This window comes from Pseudoduganella sp. R-31, assembly GCF_049913235.1.
Taxonomy (GTDB): Bacteria; Pseudomonadota; Gammaproteobacteria; order Burkholderiales; family Burkholderiaceae_D; genus Rugamonas.
Genome location: NZ_CP183986.1, coordinates 1,415,565 through 1,436,100, shown reverse-complemented (window position 1 = coordinate 1,436,100; position 20,536 = coordinate 1,415,565). Strand labels below are relative to the sequence as shown.

At 60.7% G+C, this 20,536-nt stretch carries 22 protein-coding genes; 1 reads left to right on the top strand and 21 read right to left on the bottom strand.

Features of this window, described 5'->3' with window-relative positions:
• Positions 1-28 precede the first annotated feature (28 nt).
• The 21 genes from ACN9MY_RS06605 to ACN9MY_RS06505 form a co-directional block, all read right to left on the bottom strand.
• On the bottom strand, positions 29-2,158 hold the full coding sequence (locus ACN9MY_RS06605; protein ID WP_426337028.1) for a hypothetical protein: 2,130 nt from the start codon (positions 2,156-2,158) through the stop codon (positions 29-31).
• A gap of 55 nt (positions 2,159-2,213) precedes the next feature.
• Positions 2,214-2,573, bottom strand: coding sequence for a hypothetical protein (locus ACN9MY_RS06600; RefSeq protein ID WP_426168736.1), 360 nt, complete (start codon positions 2,571-2,573; stop codon positions 2,214-2,216).
• A 112-nt stretch (positions 2,574-2,685) separates the two neighbouring features.
• Positions 2,686-3,966: an ABC transporter permease gene (locus tag ACN9MY_RS06595; protein WP_426337027.1), complete on the bottom strand. Its 1,281-nt coding sequence runs from the start codon at positions 3,964-3,966 to the stop codon at positions 2,686-2,688.
• 9 nt (positions 3,967-3,975) lie between these two features.
• Positions 3,976-4,896: an ABC transporter ATP-binding protein gene (locus tag ACN9MY_RS06590; RefSeq protein ID WP_426168731.1), complete on the bottom strand. Its 921-nt coding sequence runs from the start codon at positions 4,894-4,896 to the stop codon at positions 3,976-3,978.
• Between the two features lie 80 nt (positions 4,897-4,976).
• Positions 4,977-6,260, bottom strand: coding sequence for an EAL and HDOD domain-containing protein (locus ACN9MY_RS06585; protein WP_426168728.1), 1,284 nt, complete (start codon positions 6,258-6,260; stop codon positions 4,977-4,979).
• A gap of 54 nt (positions 6,261-6,314) precedes the next feature.
• The gene (locus ACN9MY_RS06580; protein WP_426337026.1) at positions 6,315-7,100 is read right to left on the bottom strand and encodes a class II glutamine amidotransferase; all 786 of its coding nucleotides are present in this window, start codon (positions 7,098-7,100) and stop codon (positions 6,315-6,317) included.
• A gap of 97 nt (positions 7,101-7,197) precedes the next feature.
• Positions 7,198-7,770 (bottom strand): hypothetical protein, encoded by a 573-nt coding sequence (locus ACN9MY_RS06575; RefSeq protein ID WP_426337025.1) that lies wholly within the window; start codon positions 7,768-7,770, stop codon positions 7,198-7,200.
• Entirely contained in the window at positions 7,767-8,762 is a 996-nt protein-coding gene (locus tag ACN9MY_RS06570) for an NAD(P)H-dependent flavin oxidoreductase (protein WP_426337024.1), read from the bottom strand. Before ACN9MY_RS06570 ends, ACN9MY_RS06575 begins: the two co-directional genes overlap by 4 nt.
• On the bottom strand, positions 8,753-9,136 hold the full coding sequence (locus tag ACN9MY_RS06565) for a VOC family protein (RefSeq protein WP_426168717.1): 384 nt from the start codon (positions 9,134-9,136) through the stop codon (positions 8,753-8,755). The genes ACN9MY_RS06570 and ACN9MY_RS06565 overlap by 10 nt, the downstream gene beginning before the upstream one ends.
• A gap of 33 nt (positions 9,137-9,169) precedes the next feature.
• Positions 9,170-9,814, bottom strand: a complete 645-nt coding sequence (locus ACN9MY_RS06560; RefSeq protein WP_426337023.1) for a glutathione S-transferase family protein — start codon at positions 9,812-9,814, stop codon at positions 9,170-9,172.
• 19 nt (positions 9,815-9,833) lie between these two features.
• Entirely contained in the window at positions 9,834-10,589 is a 756-nt protein-coding gene (locus ACN9MY_RS06555; RefSeq protein WP_426168711.1) for an Imm10 family immunity protein, read from the bottom strand.
• 23 nt (positions 10,590-10,612) lie between these two features.
• Positions 10,613-11,005 carry a VOC family protein gene (locus ACN9MY_RS06550; protein WP_426321212.1) on the bottom strand — a complete coding sequence of 131 codons (393 nt, stop codon included), beginning with the start codon at positions 11,003-11,005 and terminating at the stop codon, positions 10,613-10,615.
• Positions 11,006-11,113: 108 nt separating this feature from the next.
• Positions 11,114-11,530 (bottom strand): hypothetical protein, encoded by a 417-nt coding sequence (locus ACN9MY_RS06545; protein ID WP_426321210.1) that lies wholly within the window; start codon positions 11,528-11,530, stop codon positions 11,114-11,116.
• Between the two features lie 194 nt (positions 11,531-11,724).
• Positions 11,725-11,982, bottom strand: a complete 258-nt coding sequence (locus ACN9MY_RS06540; protein ID WP_055928525.1) for a BTH_I0359 family protein — start codon at positions 11,980-11,982, stop codon at positions 11,725-11,727.
• Positions 11,983-12,036: 54 nt separating this feature from the next.
• The gene (locus ACN9MY_RS06535) at positions 12,037-12,165 is read right to left on the bottom strand and encodes a hypothetical protein (protein ID WP_307143689.1); all 129 of its coding nucleotides are present in this window, start codon (positions 12,163-12,165) and stop codon (positions 12,037-12,039) included.
• A gap of 236 nt (positions 12,166-12,401) precedes the next feature.
• A complete protein-coding gene (locus ACN9MY_RS06530; RefSeq protein WP_426168703.1) occupies positions 12,402-13,115 on the bottom strand; it encodes a response regulator in 714 nt (237 codons plus the stop codon).
• A 100-nt stretch (positions 13,116-13,215) separates the two neighbouring features.
• Positions 13,216-15,501, bottom strand: coding sequence for an ATP-binding protein (locus tag ACN9MY_RS06525; RefSeq protein ID WP_426321206.1), 2,286 nt, complete (start codon positions 15,499-15,501; stop codon positions 13,216-13,218).
• Positions 15,502-16,035, bottom strand: coding sequence for a DUF4390 domain-containing protein (locus tag ACN9MY_RS06520; RefSeq protein WP_229209952.1), 534 nt, complete (start codon positions 16,033-16,035; stop codon positions 15,502-15,504).
• 64 nt (positions 16,036-16,099) lie between these two features.
• Complete coding sequence (gene rsmB / locus ACN9MY_RS06515; protein ID WP_426337625.1) at positions 16,100-17,449, bottom strand: 16S rRNA (cytosine(967)-C(5))-methyltransferase RsmB; 1,350 nt, start codon at positions 17,447-17,449, stop codon at positions 16,100-16,102.
• Positions 17,450-18,172: 723 nt separating this feature from the next.
• Complete coding sequence (locus ACN9MY_RS06510; RefSeq protein ID WP_426337022.1) at positions 18,173-18,463, bottom strand: type II toxin-antitoxin system RelE/ParE family toxin; 291 nt, start codon at positions 18,461-18,463, stop codon at positions 18,173-18,175.
• Entirely contained in the window at positions 18,464-18,691 is a 228-nt protein-coding gene (locus tag ACN9MY_RS06505) for an addiction module protein (RefSeq protein WP_426168693.1), read from the bottom strand. It lies immediately after the preceding gene.
• Between the two features lie 133 nt (positions 18,692-18,824).
• Here ACN9MY_RS06505 and argS point away from each other — a divergent pair, with 133 nt between their 5' ends.
• A complete protein-coding gene (gene argS, locus ACN9MY_RS06500) occupies positions 18,825-20,534 on the top strand; it encodes an arginine--tRNA ligase (protein WP_426168690.1) in 1,710 nt (569 codons plus the stop codon).
• The last annotated feature ends 2 nt before the right edge of the window (positions 20,535-20,536 follow it).

The window sequence follows — 20,536 nt, the reverse complement described above, 5'->3', positions numbered from 1 at the left end:
TCAGTAATGTCTACCTGACGCAGGGCGATTAAATATCCGCCCGCTCGCCCTCATCGATGGCGACTTTTCTGCTGCTGTCGAACATTGTTCCATCGCCGTAGTTCTCAATCACCGGATCCAGGTTTTCGGGCGCATGGAGAATTGTTGGGCCCCGTGAGCAGGCTTGCCGCATCAGGTACTCCGTTAAGCCCTCAGCCTGAATTTCTCGGGGGATCACTGCATGCATTTCCTCCAGCAATTCAACTGCCGCAGTTACGATCCATTCTACCGTCCGAAATTTTGGGCTGACGATCTGAATATTCTGCGAGTCGGTCTGGTCGAAGAAACCGTGCTGCAACTTGTGCCGAACATAGGATAGGGCAGTAATTCCACCTATGATGCGTCTTTCCAGATATGCCTGGCTTTCGCGGTCAGCGTAGCGAACGACATTGTCCGGAAATTCGTATCCCTCGGCTTCCAGAAGCGTCTCGGCGATGATGCCTGGCAGTAGCGGTCGCCCATCTTCGTGGCCGACTTCGAACAGCAGAATCTTCTTGAGCTTCTTGATCTCTTTCTGCAACTCCGTATCGGATTTCTGAACGGCGATCGTCGGCAAATAGGCGCGAATGAAGCGATTGGACGCCTCCATGAATGCGTCCCTGCTCATGTCCGGATGTGCTCGCAAGAATCTGTCATCCATATCGAGCATCTTCCATGCGTGGTTCAGGTCATGGATGAGAAACTCAAGCGGAGATTGCCAGAACTCATCCACATACACAGGCTCGGTCGACACCCCAATGAAATAGATAGGGGCGCCCCGGACCTTCATGAGGTCCGTCGCAGAGATGTTATCAAAAGTCGGAATGATGATTGCTTCCGGGATTCGGCTCATCAGGTGTTCGTAGCGGTACCAGTAATTCTTCTGAAAGTGGGTGCTCAAGTTTTTTCTGGTACGCCATACCACGTCGAAGAAGGCTACTGCTTCGAACAAGACGCGCAAGGTCGGCGCATACGGACACATCGGTCCGTTCTCGATCGTGACATGATGAAGCTTGTGCAGCAATTGGTCTCGCATGATTTCCAGTGCCGCATTGCCGCTGCAACTCTCATCGACCGATGGGGAAGTCATCTGGCTGCGGACGTAGTCGACGACCGGCAATAATTCTATGACCGGCGTGTCCGGCCTGTCATTATTCTGGCTGAACCGCGCCCTGATATTCCGGTAAACGTCCAGCGGACTAGTTACCGCTTTCCGGATCCATTCGTGATGAGAAACGCCTTTGGTCTTCGTGAAGTTCTTTGCGAGGAGCGCGGCAACAATCTGCTTGTGATGTCTGAAAGCGAATGCGCCATTTCTCGTGTTGGGTGTGGTAACCAGGCTCTCAGTGATCCAACGGCCCTGAACCTTTTCCGTATCCGTGATCTCGACGAGGAGGCCGATGGTGTCGACGATATGGCGCGGGTCCGACGGCGCGGTAATGTCTCTGAGGTGATCGCGAAACCCGTGCGATATGGTCCTGTCCATATAGACTCGGGCTTCTTCGCCAGTCTCGGTCGCGGAAAAATAGTATTTTCGTCCGTTGCGTTCCGAGATTCCATAATGGATGGCGGCAGCTCGCAGCACCTTGGATGCGGTAATCCTTAGCGCAGCAAAAATGTCGCCCGGGATTCCAAAGTCGTTCAGCTCGTCTTCGTCCTGGAGCAAACCGCCTGGCAGTGCCATGCCGGTGGGGAAAAAGGCCCGGTCCAGGACTAGAAATTCCTTCCCGCTCGGCCTTTCGCGCATCACTAGTACGTCGACGGTCCTGCGAACGAGGGTGCCCTGTTCAATTCGGTCCTTCGCTCGCCTCTTGAGCTCTTGATGGGAAAGCAGTGCAGCGATCACCTCGGATCGAGGTTCGATGTTCAGATAGCTGGCAATGTTGACTTCGATGCCATGCTTGCGAATCGGATCACGCAAGCGATGGAACCAGTAGAGCATGTAGATCAGCGACTCGGCATACAGAGCCGCTGGAAAACTTTGAGTATCGAGCGTCACCTGATACCGGCCGAGTATATCGAGAACGATCTCAGTCGAGATGTCTGAACGTTCAAGGGAATAAGAAGGCGACGGAGTCGCTCCTGAAACTGGTTCAGTATCCAGCGATCCGAGTCGCGGCGCGGGCTCGTCAAATGTCATTCCATCTTCCTCAATATAAATTGCATGTGAAGTCCTAATCGATTCGCAACTTCCGTTATTGGCCGTTACTGGAGGTCGCCCCACCCGAAAGCAGTCCTCTACATTCCTTGTCCAATTCCAGGGCGGGTAACCGTCGCGCTTCACGCTTGAACTCGCGTAGTTTGCCTTGAAACTCAGCATCAGCATCGATCTTTGCATATGCCTCGGTATTCTCCGAGACCATTCTCGCAAGCGCGGCTTTGTAGTCTAGCGAACGTTCAGGATACGCTTCTGAGCAAACCTGGGTAAAGCCGACAGCCAGAATGTAAAACGGGTTTGGCCCGCACTCCTTTACGTCACCAGGGCATTGGCCAAGCGCGAAGGAGCTTTGTGCTATTAGCATCCCTGCAGCCAAGATCACATTTTTCGCCTTCACCCGTTCACCTCAACAAGCCTTTCCGATTCATCCACGGCTCATGCCTGATCCGCCGCGCATCAAACGGCGGCGATGTGCCTGCGTCGATAAAGCAGGCACCGGTTTAGTCGAATTAGCGTGCCTGCGCTCGGAAGCGCCAGATTGCCAGCGTCCCGAATACCACCGCGAACGCAAGCTGCACGCCAGCCGTCTGCAGCGCCACATCCATCCCCAGCCCACGCCAGGTCATGGCATCCAGGCCGTCAACCGCCCAGCGCGTCGGCACAATAATGGTCAGCTGCTGCATCCACGCAGGGAACACGAACGTCGGCACCCAAGCCCCGCCCAGCATCACCAGGATCAGGGTGGCAAAAACCGCCAGCCCGCGCGCCGCCTCGGGCGTCTTGCCGAACGCTGCAATCAACAAGCCGAACGAAGCAGTCATCAGCGAGAAGGCCACCACCACCAGTGCAAACCCCGGCACATTGGTTACCTGCACTTTAAAGATCAACATCGCGCAGAAGTAGATCGCTGTCATCAGGCCGGCGGCAATCATCGCGCCCGACAACGCGCGCGCAAGCAGCACTTGCGACATGGTCACCGGCGCCGCCAGCAAACGGTTCCAGATCCCCATGCGGCGCGCCAGCAGGATGCCGATCCCGAGGTCGATCCCCATGAACAGGATGAACTGCACGCCCATTCCGGCAAACGAGTGCGCGTAACCGTTGTACTTCGGGCCTGAGCTGAGGGCTTCATCCTTCGTGGTAAACGGCACGCTCAAGCCACCGCCGCCTCTCGACTCCCTGGCCGGTTTGGCCGCTTCCTGCTCCTGGAATTTCTTCAGACTGCCCAACAGGCCGACCAGCGCTTCCTTTTCATCGCTCGCAGGAGAATTCTCCAGTTTCTTCAGGCTGTCGTCGGTGAACTTGGCGCCCGTCGCGCTGCCGCCCATCACTTCACCAGTCACGCCCTGCATAACGTGCTGCGTCAGCAAGCCTTTCACCATCGCCAGCACGGTCGATTGCGAAGGATCGTAATACACCGGCAATTCAGGCTTGCTGCCTGACTGGAACAGCGACTGGCCGGCAGCATCGCCGAAACCGGCCGGGATCACGACGGCCACCATCAGCTTGCCTGAACGGACTTTTTCCTGCGCTTCCTGCAGGCTCATTTCCTTGACGGTCAAGTTGGCATCGGCCTTCAGCGAGTCGCCGACTTTCCGGCCGATCACGCTGCTGTCCTGCTGCACCAGGCCGATTTCGATCTTGCTGTTGTTGCCGCTATCGCCGCCGCCGAACAGCGAGCCAAAGAAGGCCGCCAGCACGATCGGCATCAGCAAGTTGAGCATCAACGCGCGCTTGTCGTTGATGTAGAGGATCAGGTCCTTGCGGATCATTGCAATAATTGCTGTCATCGGAATTCCTTAGTCGCGCAAGCTGCGGCCGGTCAGGGAAAGGAAGATGTCTTCCAGCTTGGTACGGGCGGTGGAGAAATGAGCCAGCGTGTGCCCCTGCTCATCCAGCCAGCGCAGCACCGGTGCCGCATGGGCGGCGCCGTGCAGGCTGATGTCCAGCGAGACGCCATCGCGGCGCACGCCAGCGACGCCCGGCAGGCCGGCCAGCGACGCGACCAGCAACTCCGCCGGCAGGATGTCGCTGCCCGCCAGTTCCACCTGCAGGGCTGCTTGCGTCGGCAGGCGGCGGTACAGTTCCGCCGGCGGCGCATCTGCCAGCACTTTGCCGTGGTCGATGATCACGATATGGTCAGCCAGCCGCTCCACTTCTTCCATGTAATGGCTGGTGTAAATCAGCGAGCGCCCTTGTGACTTCAACGCTTCCAGCGTCTCAAAAATGGCATTGCGGCTTTGCGGGTCAACGCCCACAGTCGGCTCGTCGAGAATCAGCAATTGCGGATCATGCAGCAGCGCCGCGCCGATATTCAGGCGGCGCTTCATACCGCCCGAGAATGTCGAAGGCTTTTCCTTCGCACGGTCCGACAGGCCCACAAGCGCCAGCACTTCTTGCGCGCGCTTGACCAGCGCTGCGCCCTTCATGCCATACAGGGCGCCGAACAGCTTGAGGTTTTCGATTGCGGGGAGCTCTTCGTATAAGGCCAGGTCTTGCGGCACCAGCCCCAGCTTCATCTTGGCCGAGCTGGCGCCATGCACCACCGGCTCGCCATCCAGCGTGACGCTGCCCGCGTCGGCCTTGATCAAGCCGCAGATCATGCTGACTGTCGTCGACTTGCCGGCGCCGTTCGGCCCCAGCAGGCCCACGGTCTGGCCCCGCTGCACCTGGAACGAAACGCCGTCGACCGCGCGCCGCTCGCCATAAGATTTGCTCAACCCACTGACACTTAACACTCTTCGTCCTCCGGAAAAAAAACGGCGCCGCTACTGCGGCGCCGCCATCGGTGCATATGCCTCTACAGGGCGTATCGCACCACGTTGTCACTCCATTCAAATGCCGACATTTCCAGCTCCACCAGTTCCTCGGTCGAAATCGCGAGGTCGGCCAGCGCCGGAAGGATGCGCGTGTCCATGTCTTCCAGGCGCTCGATGCATTCGGCCAGCTTGAGCAGGTCGCCGAAGAAGCCGCCGCGGAACACGAGCGCTTCCCCGACCTCATCCCCCATCGGGATCTGCGCCAGGATTTCCTGCATCGGAATGCCAAACAGCGTATCCATCAGCGACATGATGCCAACCGTGAAAGCGATATCGGCCACGTGCCGGTGGGCCGGGCGCAGCTTGGTCGCCAACAGTTCCAGCAGGCGGCCGCGCGTGGTGGCCAGCATCAGCAAGGGCGTCATGGAATGTCCGCGCTTGCCAGGCTCCGCGTACAGCATGATCTGCAGCCAGCGCTGAAGCTGGCGACGGCCCAGGACATGCACCGCTTGGCTCAGGGAATCGATGCGCTGGCGCGCGCCTACGGCCGGCGTATTCACCAGGCGCAGCAGGTTGAGGGCCAGCGAAACGTCCTTTTTGATGGCGCGCTCGATCTCGGCGTTGTCCGCATCCGAGGTCACGAGGGTCATCAGCTCCATCACCGCCATTTGCGACGGCGACAGCTTCTTGCCGCTCATGATGACCGGCTTGGCAAAGTAATAGCCCTGGAAGTAATCGCAGCCCAGGTCCAGGCAATTCTTGAATTCGTCGCGATTCTCGACCTTGCTGGCCACCAGCTTTTTGCCGTCCTGCTTGATGCGCGGGGCCAGCTGGACCAGGCCATCAAGCGGCATGTCGCGCATCGACAGCTTGACGTATTCCACCATCGGCAACAGCGCAGGCAACTGCGGCGAATCGGGATTGATATCGTCCAGCGAGAAGCGGAAGCCGTGGCTCACCAGCTCCGACATGCGCGACAGCACAGCTGGCGCCAGGGTGTTGGCAGCGCTAACTTCCAGCACCAGTTTTTCGCGCGGCAGGAAGCCAAAGATATCGCTCAGGATCGCATCGGCATCGACGTTGACGAAGCCGATCGCATCGCCGATGGTGCGCTCCATGCCCAGTTGCGCGGCGTGCGCCACTACCGCAGCGGTAGCAGACAGCGCGGAAGTATTAATATTGGCCGGCCCAACCGGGGCGTTGCGAAAAAGCAACTCGTAACCGAACAAGGCCTGGTTGCGGTCCAGGATCGGCTGGCGGCCCAGATAAAATTCGCGAACTTTCAGGCTCTGGGAGGCCGCATCGTTGCTGGAAAGGTCGATCATAGGGAAATTCCTGACGTGTCCTGCCATTTTGGCATCAAATCCTGCCGGTGTCTGTTAAATTTTCTCGAAGTCCCGTTTCTGCGGCAGGCCATCCACAAAGCACTTCATCTCGCCCGGCACGAAGGCAGTCCATTGCTCATTAGTAGTTAGTGGCTGGGTGACGATCACTGCCACGCGGTCGTCCGGCGTGGTGACTTGCGAAAAGTCGACGCTCACGTCCTCGTCCGACAGCTTGGCCGTATCGAAGGGATATTGGCGCACGATGTAGTGCAGATGGGTCGAACAATGCGCAAACAGGGCGCGGCCGTCGGAGAGCATCATGTTGAAAGTGCCGTGTGCGGCGATGCTGCGCACGGTCTTCTCGATCTGCGCGCGCAGCATCGGCAGCGGCGGACAGGTATCGCCGAAGCGCTCGCTCAATTCCTGCAGGATCAGGCAGAAGGCCTGTTCGCTGTCGGTAGTGCCGACCGGACGGAAAGGCCCATGCAGCACCGGCGCGAATTCCTTCAGGTCGCCGTTATGGGCAAACACCCAGTAGCGGCCCCACAGCTCGCGCACGAAGGGGTGGCAGTTCTCCAGCATGACCTCGCCCTGCGTGGCCTTGCGGATATGCGCGATCACGTTCTTGGACTTGATCGGATAGTTTTTGATCAGTTCCGCAATCGGCGAATGGATCGCGGCCTGGTGGTCGACAAAATGGCGCACGCCGGCGCCTTCGAAAAAGGCGATGCCCCAGCCGTCATGGTGGGTATCGGTCTGCCCGCCGCGCAGGGCGAAGCCGGTGAAACTGAACACAATGTCGGTCGGGACATTGCAGTTCATTGCAAGTAATTGGCACATCCCACAACTTTAACAGGTTGCGAGGCCGAAGCAATGGCCTTCACTATGCATCCAGAGCCCGTGCGGGCCTAAATCAACTGCCTTTACCGCGAAGGAATTAGTTGATGCCATTGACTAGGCAAATACCAACGAAAATCACTGAACCACCTAAGGCCAATAACGACGGTCCCCTCTGATCGAATGGCGCGACACGACGCGCAATGGCGCCAGCCGTAACGAAGCCAAAAAATATGACGCAATCGAAAATCATGACAAGAAGCGCCAGTGCCAGGCCGCCCTGTTCCAGCGTGAGCACGGCATGCAAGAGCGCCAATGCTGACAATCCCAGGGTAAATGAAATGATCGAACTTGCGATCTGCGATAGCCGTTCTTCAAGATGAGCTACCAAGGCCTCAAGCCGAGGCAATGGAAAGCCAAAGCTCCGAAACAACGTTGACGCTGCCGCAATCGCTATCAAGCCAACGAATACCAGCGTGAACGCATTGAACGACACGAAATCGGAAAAAAGCTCTGTTGGCCACGCCTTTCCTGTGGCAACGCCAAGTGTTTTGAGCTTGAACTGCCAGAGCATTAGTAGTCCGACCACTACTCCGCAGGTTCCGAAAAAATAGATGTCTTTTCTAATTTCGGTGACGAGGCGGCCTGCGATCAATTTGAAATCGGTCATCATAATGGCGGGGCCTGGGTCGGCGTCAAATCAGCATGTTTGCACAGTAAGGTGGTCGCTTGTATAACCATCTTCTGAATGATCTCTGCGGCCGGTGGCGCATCCAGGATGATGCCGGAAACCTCCCCCATCAGTACGCCGGAATTGTCGGCGTCGCCCTTCCTGAACGCATCCCAGAACCGCTCGAACTCGACATCGATTGATTTCTCCAGTTCGCGCTCGCGCCCATGCCATGCCGAGACAAAATCATTCTTCAGCACTCGGACCACGAATTCCGAGTTAGGCCAGTAACGCTTGCGCACCACGTCGACCGAGTTGGACTTGATCGTAGCGTCGCCATCGGCACGAATGATCGCTTGCCGGAAGCCTTCCGGCGCCTCCGATTCGGCCGCCGCGATGAAACGGGTGCCAACCAGGACACCGTCCGCGCCGAGCATCAGCGCTGCCGCGAGCCCTCGCCCGTCACCGACTCCGCCGGCCGCTACCAGCACCGTTTCTGGCGCATGCTTTGCCAGGTAATCGGCCGCTTCAGGCACCAGCGTGAACAAGCCTCGATGGCCGCTATGGCCGCCCGCCTCGCAGCCCTCGGCCACGATGATGTCGGCGCCGGCGTCGACGGCCTCGCGCAGGTACTTCATGCCTTGCACTTGGCAGATCAGCGGGATGCCGCGCGCTTTAATGATCGAGGCGTGCGGCTCCAGCTCGCCGAACGACAGCATCAGCACGGCCGGCCGTTTGGCCAGGACCTGCTCGAGCAACGTCGAATCCCGCGCCATCGACCACGTAATGAACCCACAGCCGACGCGCGCACCGCCCGCTGCCGCGAATTGCCGCTCGATCCACTCGGCATCGCCATAGCCAGCGCCGATGATGCCCAGGCCGCCGGCATTGGTTACCGCCGCCGCCAGCCTGCCGCCGGCCATGACGCCCATCGGCGCAAGCAGGATCGGATGCTCGATCCCGAGCCTTTCCGTAAGCCTGGTCTTCAGTCCCATGCGCTCACCATGACGTAGTAGCCATCCGGATCGCGCAGCGCGAATTCCCTCGTGCCGGTGCTTGGGTTGACGCTGACATCTTCTTCGAGGTTCGCCACCAGGCCGCGCGCCCTTGCCAGCGCCTCGTCGAAATCGTCTACGCGGAAGAATAGCAACAGCCCATTGCCGGGCTGCGAATCGCCCGGGCTTGCCAGAGTGGGGTGGTCATGCGATCCCCACTGGTGCAAGCAGAGCAGAACCGTGCCATCGGGGTCGCGTACCTGCCCAAAGAATTCGTGGGCCGGTGCGGTCTTTGGCTGGCCAAACAAAGTCTGGTACCAGTTGAAGCTATGAGCGACATCGGCGACGCCGATGATTGTCCAGGTGCGTTTCATAGATCCTCCCGCGAGTTTCTAACGCGTATTTGCCTAGTCTGACGGAAAACGCCGCTCCCAAAGCGCCTTCAAACGAGAATCCTCGTCGACGCGCTTGACCACTGGAGTCATGTTTGGCGCCTCTTGATAGAAACGCTCACGCCATGGACCGAAGCGCGAAATCACAGCCACGAAGAGATCGAGTACGCTCAAGGTATCGCCCAGCAAGTACTTGGAAGGGCGTAGTTGCGCGTCCATGGTACGCCAGCAGAAAGCTATGCGCTCATGGATTGAGTCTACTACATCATCCCTGGCGCTTTGCGGTGCGCCAATCCTGCTCACATCCGGCTTGATCCAGTGCAGTGAGTAGTTTGCTGACGAGACGAAAAACATCCAGCGCAGGAATTGCGCACGCAACGGATCATGTGGGCCCGGCGCCAACCTCGCGCCCGGGTGAGCGTCAGCCAGCCAAAGCAGGATGGCCGCGCTCTCTGTAAGCGTCTCGCCACTCGGCAACACCAGAGTCGGAACTTGCCGCAGCGCGTTTTGCCCTCCAACACGCTTCCGCGCTGCTGCCGAAGACCAGGTTTCCCCTTCTATTACCAGGAATGGAATGTCAAGCAGCTCCAGGGCGGCTTCAACGGCGACTGAACCGGAAGCCGCAGCTCCATACAAGACGAATTGCTGGTTATTGGTCATGGCAGTCTGATGGTGGTGCCTACAGTACTTCGACTCGCCCATGCTCCACTATGTGCGCCAAGGCAGACGACACTAACGCGAGCTCCGCCTTGGACAGGCTAAAGGAAACGACAATCCCGGACAATCCGATGCGCACCGCAGCGTCGGAAGTGAACTGGAATTTCACTGCATCCGGCAGCACCTGCACCTTTTCAACACCACCGTAACATCCCTTCGACTGGCCCCCCAGTTCAATATAGTGCACGTTGAGTCCGCGCTCACCCAGCACGTTCTCGACATCGCGCTGGACCAGGAAATAGTCCCCGTGCGCAGGGCCGCCAAATGCGACTGTCCAGATTCCATCGACTGGCGCGGCTGAAACTTCCGAGGCAAAGAAATTGAAGCTCTGCACCGGCGACAAGGTATGCGCGTCGCGTGAAAGATGCCACTGGCCGTCGGGGAGCTTGCGGTAAATTGTCATTCGCTGTCCGGCAAGCAGGGTTGCATTGCCACCGGCGCGCGGCGTCACGCTCAAGTGGTCTGCGCTGCGCGTGTAGGCAAAATCGTCCGCTACGACCAGCTCTTTCAGTTCGCTGCCGCAGGCGATGCGAAACTCTTGATGGGCCGCAGTGAACTTGGCTGAAAAACCTTCCCTGCCAATAGGCGCCTCGCCCGGATTGAGGAAGACGACGTCCTCGGTCATGATGGCAAGCAGGCTGGAAAGGTCCGCCGCATTGGCTGCCTCGACCCACTTCGCGTGCACCGCGCGGATTGCGTTTTCTTCGGCCGCCATCATTTGTCTCCGTAGCGCACTGCTTTTCAGGCCTCGTCGGAAGAATCGAAATTCAGCTCTACCCCATTTCCAGCTGGATCGGTGAGGAAAATCTGGACCTGCTGCGTTGCCGGAACAAGGGCCACGCGGTACCGGATGTCTCGCAAGGCCAACGCCCTCTCATACGCCGGGCGATCACGACAACGAAAGGCTGCGTGGTCAAATGTGCCCGACGGCTGCGTCGGCCTGACTTCCTCCGGCCCGGCTTCCGACAGGTGCAAAACGGCATGTCCGCCAGCGTAAAGCCAATAGCCAAAGCTGCGCAATGGAGGTCGCTGGCCAACGGTCAAGCCGACTACGTCGCAGTAGAAGTCGCGCAGTTCATCAAGCAATGCTCGCGGTGCACGCAGGTTGTAGTGACTGAATCCGAGGGCGCTCATGGTTATGCGTTCTGGCAGTATGTTCAGGGGAGTGTCAGCGGGAATCATACTCCCACATCATTCCCGCCGCGGGGATCAGGCGCGGAAGTACGCTTCGTGCCGCAGCACTTAACGGGGTGAGCTCTCGAGCAGAACCTGCCCTGTATCGCTGGTCGAGCTGGCGGTAACGCGCGCCGCCCCGAGACTATCTTTCAGGCCTGCCACCAGATTTCGGTAGAGCACAACGCCGGCCTCGCCAAACGGTTTGGGGCCGCTGAAGAAAATATTTATTTGATAAGTCTCCTGGTCCGAATCCAACGGGATGCCGACCATGTATTCTTCGGGAATCCTGGTCGAGAAAATCCTGAAGTGCGGAGTATGCGCTGGATTAAGCTGCTCCGTGAACCCTAGCCGCTGGAGTTCAGGGAGTACAGTCGCAGGCATTCCTGGCGCTGCATCGGTGAGGGCGATGCGGATCGACGCTGTGGCCAGTGCGGATTTCTCTTGCGCGCAGCCGCTGAATATCAACGCACCTACGAGAATCAAGCAGCGAAGCTTGAGAACGATCGTTGGAGTTGTAGAACGCAATTACTGGCCCAAGTGTGAAGAAAATGTCGAATTGACATTTTTCCAAATTCTATCACGGGGCTTTTGAATCGATTCAGCAGAGGAAACGGGCAGCGCTGGCATGGCTGCCCATGGTGGAGCAAGGGAGCGCTCCACGGAGGATGCAAAAGAACTTAGTGCAGCAGCACCGGTTGACTCATCAGTGCTTCATAGTTGCCCAGGAAATCATCGATCTCCTCGATGGTGGGCTCGCTGGCAATCAATTCGTTAACGTCGCGGCGGAAGTTCTGCGCCATGACCCCGGCAATGAAGATTTCGCGCTTGCCGCCTTTGTCGACGATCTCGTAGCCGCCGAAGCGCAAGGCTTCCAGGCTGCGGTCTGCGCCAAATTCGACAACACTGTATTGCTCGCTGTTGTAAATGAGGTTCATATGGCTTCCTTCACGTTTCGTTTCCAAACCGAGATGGGGCTGTCATAGCCATTTTCAAGCGTTCAGTACCGGCTCCAGGCGCAGCAGGGCGTCGTAAGGGGCCGTGGCAAGCATGGCGCGCAGGCTATCCACGTGAGTGGCATCCGCCAGGCTGATAAAGAGCTGCGCCGGGGGACGGCGCAAGAGACGATTCAATGTAACACGTAAGACAAGATTACCGGCGCAGCATCGGCAGCCGGGGGCGATGCGGTGTACCTGCGGCTGCCATGCCGTCGGGTCACTTTCATCATACACCAATGGAGAATGTGCGTCGGCCAAACCTTCAAGGATGATGGCCGTGGCGTGGCCAGGCGACAAAACGGCCGCAATCGCGTTTTCACGTGCTGCGGCCGTCGGGCCTGTTACCAGCGTAGTCGGAATCAAGCCTGGTTTTTCTTCGACAGCTTGCCGGGCTCCACGCCCAGTTGCTTGAGCTTGCGGTACAGGTGGGTGCGCTCCAGTCCCGTCTTCTCGGCCACGCGGGTCATGCTGCCGCCTTCGCGGCCCAGGTGGTGTTCGAAGTACATGCGCTCGAACGCGTCGCGCGCTTCGCGCAGCGGCAGGTCGAACGACAGGTTGAAGATCGGGTTGTCGCCGTTGACGGCGCGTGCCATGCCCAGGTTGTGGGTCACCGGTTGCTGCGCCACCTGCGCCTGGCCGAAACTGCTTTCCTCGACCGGCGCCGGCATCACCGGGCGGGTCGTCATGACCGGTGCGCGCACCGCTTCCTGTGCGCGGCTCAGGCCGGCCTGCACGGCCTTCAGCAGCTTCTGCATCGCAATCGGCTTTTCCAGGAAATTCATGGCGCCGATGCGGGTTGCCTCCACCGCGGTATCAATGGTCGCGTGACCCGACATCATGATGACCGGCATGGTCAGCAAGCCATCGCGCTGCCATTCCTTGAGCAGCGTAACGCCGTCCGTGTCCGGCATCCAGATGTCGAGCAAGACCAGGTCGGGCGCCCCGGCGGCGCGCGCCTGGCGCGCCTGCTGGGCGTTCTCCGCCAGCGTGACCGCATGACCTTCGTCGCCCAGGATTTCCGAGAGCAGCTCCCGAATGCCCATTTCATCATCAACTACGAGAATGTTTGCCATGTATCCCTTGCCCCTTCCCTCATTTTTATCGCTCTCTACGCAGGCATTCTATACCTGTCGGCGCGACAATGATTTTATTGGTACAACAATATTATGCCAACTACACCGACGCCAACTTTAACAGCAAAATCAGCACCGACGCACCACTACTATCGTCACGGTTCTGGATATCGATCCGCCCCCCGTGTTCCTCGATAATCTTTTTCACCATCGCCAGGCCCAGGCCCGTGCCCTTTGCCTTCGACGTCACGTACGGTTCGAACGCATTGGCCAGGATTTTCGGCGCGAAACCGGGGCCATTGTCGGAGATTGAGAGGCGCACTGCAATACGCGTGCCGCCGTCCGCACTCTGGTAGATGATGCCCTCCGTGACCACGTCGATGCGCGGCCTGGCGTCGGCAGGAGGATGCTCCTGCAGCGCGTCCTGCGCATTTTGCAGCAGGTTGTGGATCACCTGGCGCAATTGTGTGTCGTCGCCCAGGATCATGGGCAGGGCCGGCGCCAGGTTGGCGTGGATGATGTCGTCGCCCTCCCCGCTCACGTACAGGTGCAGGATGTCCTCGACCAGGGTGTTCAGGTCGAGCGGCTGCAGCACGGCGGGCGGGGTGCGGGCGTAATCGCGGAAGTCGTCGACCATGCGTTTCATGGCGGCGACCTGGTTGACGATGGTGGTGGAGGCTTTGTTGAGCAATTCCACATCGGGGCCCGCCAGCTTGGATTCAAGCTTCATTTGCAGGCGTTCGGCCGACAGCTGGATAGGCGTCAGCGGGTTCTTGATTTCATGGGCCAGGCGGCGCGCCACCTCGCCCCAGGCGATCGAGCGCTGGGCCGAGATCACGTCGGTGATATCGTCGAACACGACGATGTAGCCGATGCCCGTTTCCAGCGGCAGGCGCGAGCCGCGCGTCAGCAGGATCAGTTCATTTTCTTCGGCGCTGCCGGGCGGGCGCGGAATCTCGATCTGGCGCTGCCAGTGCAGGCGCTGCAGGTTGCGGCCGGCCGCGGTCTGCGCCGACTGCGCCGAGAAGGCGTTGATGATGGCGGCGGCGAACTCCTGCATGCCATCCACCTCGGCCAGCGGCTGCCCGATCAGGGTCACGCCGGCGTGCTGCAGGATGCGCTCGACCGAGTCGTTGCAGGTGACCAGGCGGAATTCGGAATCCAGCACCATCACCCCTGCCGACATATTGGCCAGCACCGATTCCAGGTGGGCCTTGGCGTTTTGCAGCGCAATGCGGTTGCGTTCCACAGCGCTGCGCGCTTCGGACAGCTGGCGCGTCATGGTGTTGAACGATTGGGTCAGCGTGCCCAGTTCGTCCGAGCTGGCGACGATGGGGCGCGGCGACAGGTCGCCTTCGGCCACGGCGCGGGTGCCTTCGGCCAGCAGCAGCAGCGGCTGCGCCAGGTCGTTTGCGATCAGGAAGGCGGCGGCGATGGCGCCAAACACTGCCAGCAGCAGCGTCAGCGTCAGCGTTTCGATATACATCTTGCGCAGGCCGACGCGGGCCACGAAGCGCTCCTTGTATTCGGAGAAGGCGGTACGCAGCATTTCGCCGTTGCTGGCCAGCTTTTGCGGCACGGCCTGGATGATCTGCAGGTAGCGCGGCGCCAGGTGGGCGCCGGACGGTTGCACCGGATCGGGAATCGCCATCAGCACGCGCAGGCGCAGCACGCTGTTGGCGTCGAGCGGCGCCGGCTGCGGCGCGCCGATGCGGTCGTCGCGCAGCTCGCCCCCGCCCTCGTAGGCGGCATAGGAAGGTTCGTCCTTGGCCTTGTTCAGCATTGCGGCCGAAGGCAGGTCGGCCGACAGGTTGATGCGGCGCTCGCCCATGGCCGACACGATCAGGCCGCCGTCGGCGTCGACGATGATGGCGCTCTGGGTGCCTGGATGGCGGCGCACGAAGCGCGCCAGCGTGGCCGGGGCGGCGTAGAACGGGTCTTCGGCCAGCTGGCGCACGGTGCCGCGCGCCTGCGCTTCCAGTTCGGCCAGCGATTCATCCAGCGCAGAGCGGCCCAGGTCCAGGCCGGCGTCCAGCGCCTCTTCCACGCGCACGTTGAACCAGGAATCGATGGAATGCGACACGAACTGCACCGACACCAGGAAGATCACCAGGCCGGGCAAGACGCCGATGGCGGCAAACAGCACCACCAGCCTGGTCATCAGGCGCGAACCGAACTTGCCGCTCTTGTAGCGCGAATAAAGGCGGAACAGGGAGAACCCGACCAGCAGCACCAGCGCCACCGCGACGGAGGCGTTCAGGCCCAGCAGCCAGCCGTAATAGCGGTCGAAGAAGGCGGAATTATCGGAGGCGGAGGCGAGCAGGAACAGCAATATGCTGCATGTCGCGCCAGCGACGACAAACAAGTACCGGAGGGCAGACGTCACTTACTCAGCCCTGTACTGGAAGGTTTTTTTGCTGGACGAGAGTCGCCACTCGCTGTTATTGAAGGCGTTGACCTGGATCGGTTTGGGCAGGAAATCCTTGTCCATGCCCATGCGCAGGGTCACGTTATACGTTTCGCCCACCTTCAGGGCGCCGCGCGGCGCGACTACCCAGCGGGTAGGCCGGCGGATGAAAAACAGGGCTTCGTCCAGCGTCTGGAAAGGCTGGGCAACGGAACCGACAATCTTGACGTAGTACTGGCGTATCAGGACGTCGTACCACAGCTTGTGGGTGCGCTTGGCGGTGACGGCTTTTTCATCGAACCAGTACCAGCGCGGGCGGGTAAAGCTGATTTCCGTGGTGAAGTGCAGCGGGACGCCCGACTGCACGGTTTCTTCCATGCCGTGGCTCAGCTCGAAGGAATAGGCCGAGGACAGGCGATACCCCTCTTCGGCCGCCTCGATATAGGCGCGCGTAATCTCCACCGTCTCGTCGGAGGCGTGGGCAGCGTGCGGCAACGCACACGCAAGCGTCAACAGCAACTGCCAGCAAAGGAGTCGAAGAAATCTTTGGATCACTTGCCTGGTGCTCGTCAAAGGGTTACGCATCTTTCTGGAACAATGCGTAGAACAAACCATCGTGATCCTGCCCGGCGCCGCCCAGAGGCAGCAACTGGCCCGGCGCATCGAGGCGGGTGGCGCGGTTGCGCACCGCGAAAGCGGCCGCCTGCGCCTCGGACTCCTGCGGCCACAACGAACATGTCACGAACAGCAATTTACCATTGGGGGCGAGCATTTTCCAAAGGTTGTCGAGAATTTGCGACGAAAGTGTTGCAAGTTGACGGGTGTCGCTCTTGCGGCGCAGCCAGCGGATATCCGGGTGGCGGCGCACGATGCCGGAGGCGGTGCAAGGCACGTCGGCCAGGATGCGGTCGAATGGCTGGCCGTCCCACCAGGCGTCGGCCTGGGCTTCTGCCGGCTGCAGCGTTGCCTGCAATTGCAGGCGGTCGAGGTTCTCCTGGACGCGCTGCAGGCGCTTTGGATCGGCGTCCAATGCTGTCAAATTGACATCGGCCAGTTCGAGGATGTGGCAAGTCTTGCCGCCCGGGGCGGCGCAGGCGTCCAGCACGCGCATGCCGGCCTGCACGTCCAGCAATGGCGCGGCCAGCTGGGCGCCGGCGTCCTGCACCGATACGTCGCCCTGGTCGAAGCCCGGAATCTGGTGCACCGGCACCGGCTTGGCCAGGCGCACCGCGAATTCGCCGACCTGGGTCGCTTCGATGCCTTGCCCGGCCAGGCGCTCCAGGTAGTCCTTGAGCGAAGTGCGGCGGGTATTCACGCGCAGCGTCAGCGGCGGCGCCTTGTTGCCGGCGGCCAGCACCTGCTCCCAGTTCTTCGGGTAGGCGGTGATGACGGAGTCAATCCACCATTGCGGGTAGTTATATTGTGCCTCCGGCTGCTGCAGGGCTTCGTCCAGCAGTTCCTCTTTTTCACGCAGGAAGCGGCGCAGCAGGGCATTGACCATGTTTTTCGCGCGCGCGGTGTCCGGGTGGGAGCCGGCGGCCGTTACGGCCTGGTCGACGACCGTGAAGGCTTCGTACGGGGCCGCGCTGCCGTCGGCCGGGTGCATCAGCGGCAGTGCGATGGAAAGCAGGGACTGGACCAGCGGGTCCGGGGCTTTCGGCGCCATCAGGCCGATCAGGATTTCGCTCAGGGCCAGTTGGCGCATGGCGCGGTAGGCGATGTCCTGGATTGCGCCGCGGGCTTGCGGAATGGCATCGTTGTTTGCGAATACGGCTGCCAGGGCCTGCGGCAATGCCGTGCCCTGCTGGACCTGCACTGCCGCAGTCGCTGCGCCCAGGATCGCAAAGGCCAGCGAGTCCTGTTTCAGTTCGGACTGGAAGTCGGTCTGTACGCGAGGTTTCAGGTCGCGATGGTGGCTTTCGCGGATGGCCGGCTTGGCTGGCGCACGTGGCGCCGGTGCGTCTTCTCCACGAGCCGCAGGCTTGCGGGCTGCCCAAGGCGAGCCGGAACCTGCACCTTCGCCGCCGGCCGAACGGCCAAAATCACGCTGTGGGCGATCCGAACGCGAATCGTTGCGGAAATCGGCGCCTTCGCGCCTGCCGAAACCACGCTGGACTCCGTCGCCACGGCCTTCATTGCGGCTGTTTTCGCCGCCTGCGCGCGGGCCAAAGCTGCGCTGGCCACGGTCGTCGCGGCCCTCGCCGCGGTTTTCCCGGTCCGAACGCGGCGCGAAACTGCGCTGCTCGCGGTCGGCACGGCCTTCGCTGCGGCCTTCGCCACGATATTCGCGGTCAGGGCGTGCTCCGAAGCCGCGCTGGGCCCCCTCGCCGCTCGGGCGCGGCGTATTGGCCCGTGGTGCTGATTCGCCGCGCGGCTGGCCAGCCGGACGCGGGCCGGCGGTACGCGGGCGGTCCGAACCAGCGGAGCGCTGTCCGCCATCCCCCTGCGCACGAGGCGCCTTGGCCGCCGGTGCAGCCGGTTTAGCCTTGGGTTTGAGGGATAAAGTTGGGCGCTCTTTCTTAGTCATTGCAATCCTGTCATCGCGCCCGCCAGCCGGCGGCACGGCCGGGCGGCCGTATTCATCGCGGTAAATCTGTGAAAACCAAGATTGTAACCCGGGACAAGACCGACCTAAGCCATGAAACCGCCGTCATATCCGATCACGCCAATATCCCGGTTGCCGGGATTGATGTGCAATTGCGATGATCAGAATGCCATGTGACTCTGTCTTATAGAGCAATTCAAACGGAAAATTGCGGACCACTATCCTCCGGACAGATTCCGCAATGGGGCGCCCGGCGTCAGGAAATGCTTCTGCCAGCCGAACCGCGCGCTCCACGGCCCGAACAAACAACTTCCCTAAGCCGGGTCGACGCGCGTCGTAAAAATCAATATGGTCGAGGAGTTCCTTCCTCGCTGGCGCAAGGAAGCGAGCCGCCAATTAGCTCGCCTTTTTATATGCTTGCTTGAATACCTCTTCGGCCGGAATAGCGTCCAACTCGCCTCGTTCAAATGCTGCCAGACGGTTGTCAATTTCCGCCATCCAGTCCGGATGCAAAGAACCCCAGCCCTCATCGGGCAGCGAATCCAAAACTGCGCGCACCAGCCGGGCCCTGTCTTCGACGGGAAGGGCACAGGCCAATTCTTGCAATTCTGACAGCGAAAGCATTTGAAGTCTCCAGCCAATAAAAACCACAGCGTAACAGGACAATCAAGCCATCCACTGCGTCAAGTCAAGCAATAGAGGGAATGATACGCTTTTCAGTATAATGTCCCTCTTTCAGACGTTCCCGGCTATTCACATGCTCGCCCAACAAAAGCAAGAGATCATTTCCCTGTTCCAGGCCGCCCTCAAGCCTATCCTGGAAGGTTCCGACGTTAAAGCCAACGTGGTGCTGGAGCGCCCGCGCGACCCATCGCACGGCGACGTCGCCTGCAATATCGCCATGCAGCTGGCCAAGCAGCTCAAGATGAACCCGCGCGAGCTGGCGCAGAAGATCGTCGCCGCCCTGCAGGAAGACCCGGCCGGCAAGCACCTGGTCGCATCGGCCGACATCGCCGGCCCGGGCTTCATCAACCTGCGCGTCACCGACGCCGCCAAGCAGTCCGTGGTCAAGACCGTGCTGCAACAGGGCGCGACCTTCGGCCAGAGCGAATCGCTGGCCGGCAAGAACGTCATCATCGAATTCGTCTCCGCCAACCCGACCGGCCCGCTGCACGTAGGCCACGGCCGCCAGGCCGCCCTGGGCGACGCCCTGTCCTCGCTGTTCGAAGCGCAAGGCGCCAAGGTCACCCGCGAGTTCTATTACAACGACGCCGGCGTCCAGATCCAGACCCTGGCTACCTCGGTCCAGTGCCGCGCCAAGGGCTTCAAGCCGGGCGACGCGGAATGGCCTGAATCGGCCTACAACGGCGACTATATTGCCGATATCGCCGCCGATTTCCTGGCCAAAAAGACCGTTTCCGCCTCCGACGGCCAGCCCGTCACCGGCTCCGGCGACGTGGAAGACATCGAGAACATCCGCGCCTTCGCCGTGACCTACCTGCGCAACGAGCAGGACATCGACCTGCAGGCCTTCGGCGTGAAGTTCGACAACTACTACCTGGAATCCTCGCTGTACTCCGACGGCAAGGTGGAAAAGGCCGTGGAAGCCCTGGTCGCCAACGGCCACACCTACGAAGACGGCGGCGCGCTGTGGCTGCGCACCACCGACTACGGCGACGACAAGGACCGCGTCATGCGCAAGACCGACGGCGGCTACACCTATTTCGTGCCGGACGTCGCCTACCACATCGTCAAGTTCCAGCGCGGCTTCACCCAGGCCATCAACGTGCAGGGCTCCGACCACCACGGCACCATCGCCCGCGTGCGCGCAGGCCTGCAGGCGGTCGGACTGGGCATTCCGCAAGGCTTCCCCGACTACGTGCTGCACAAGATGGTCACCGTGATGAAGGACGGCGCCGAGGTGAAGATCTCCAAGCGTGCCGGCTCCTACGTCACCGTGCGCGACCTGATCGAATGGTCCGGCGGCGGCGACATCACCAAGGGCCGCGATGCCGTGCGCTTCTTCCTGATCTCGCGCAAAGCCGACACCGAATTCGTGTTCGACGTCGACGTTGCCCTGAAAACTTCCGACGAAAACCCGGTCTACTACGTGCAGTACGCCCATGCGCGTATCTGCCGCATGCTGGAAAACTGGGGCGGCGACGAAGCCTCGGTCGCCAACGTCGACCTGTCGCCGCTGACCGCGCCGACCGAAGCGACCCTGCTGGCCGCCCTGGCGCAGTATCCGGAAGTGCTGGCCCGCGCCCAGGCGGAACTGGGCCCGCACCAGGTAGCCTTCTACCTGCGCGACCTGGCCGCCGCCCTGCACTCCTTCTACTTCGCCGAAAAGGTGCTAGTGGAAGACGAAGCGACCAAGCTGGCCCGCGTGGCCCTGATGGTCGCTACCCGCCAGGTGCTGCGCAACGGCCTGGCACTGATCGGTGTTTCTGCTCCTAACCAAATGTAAGG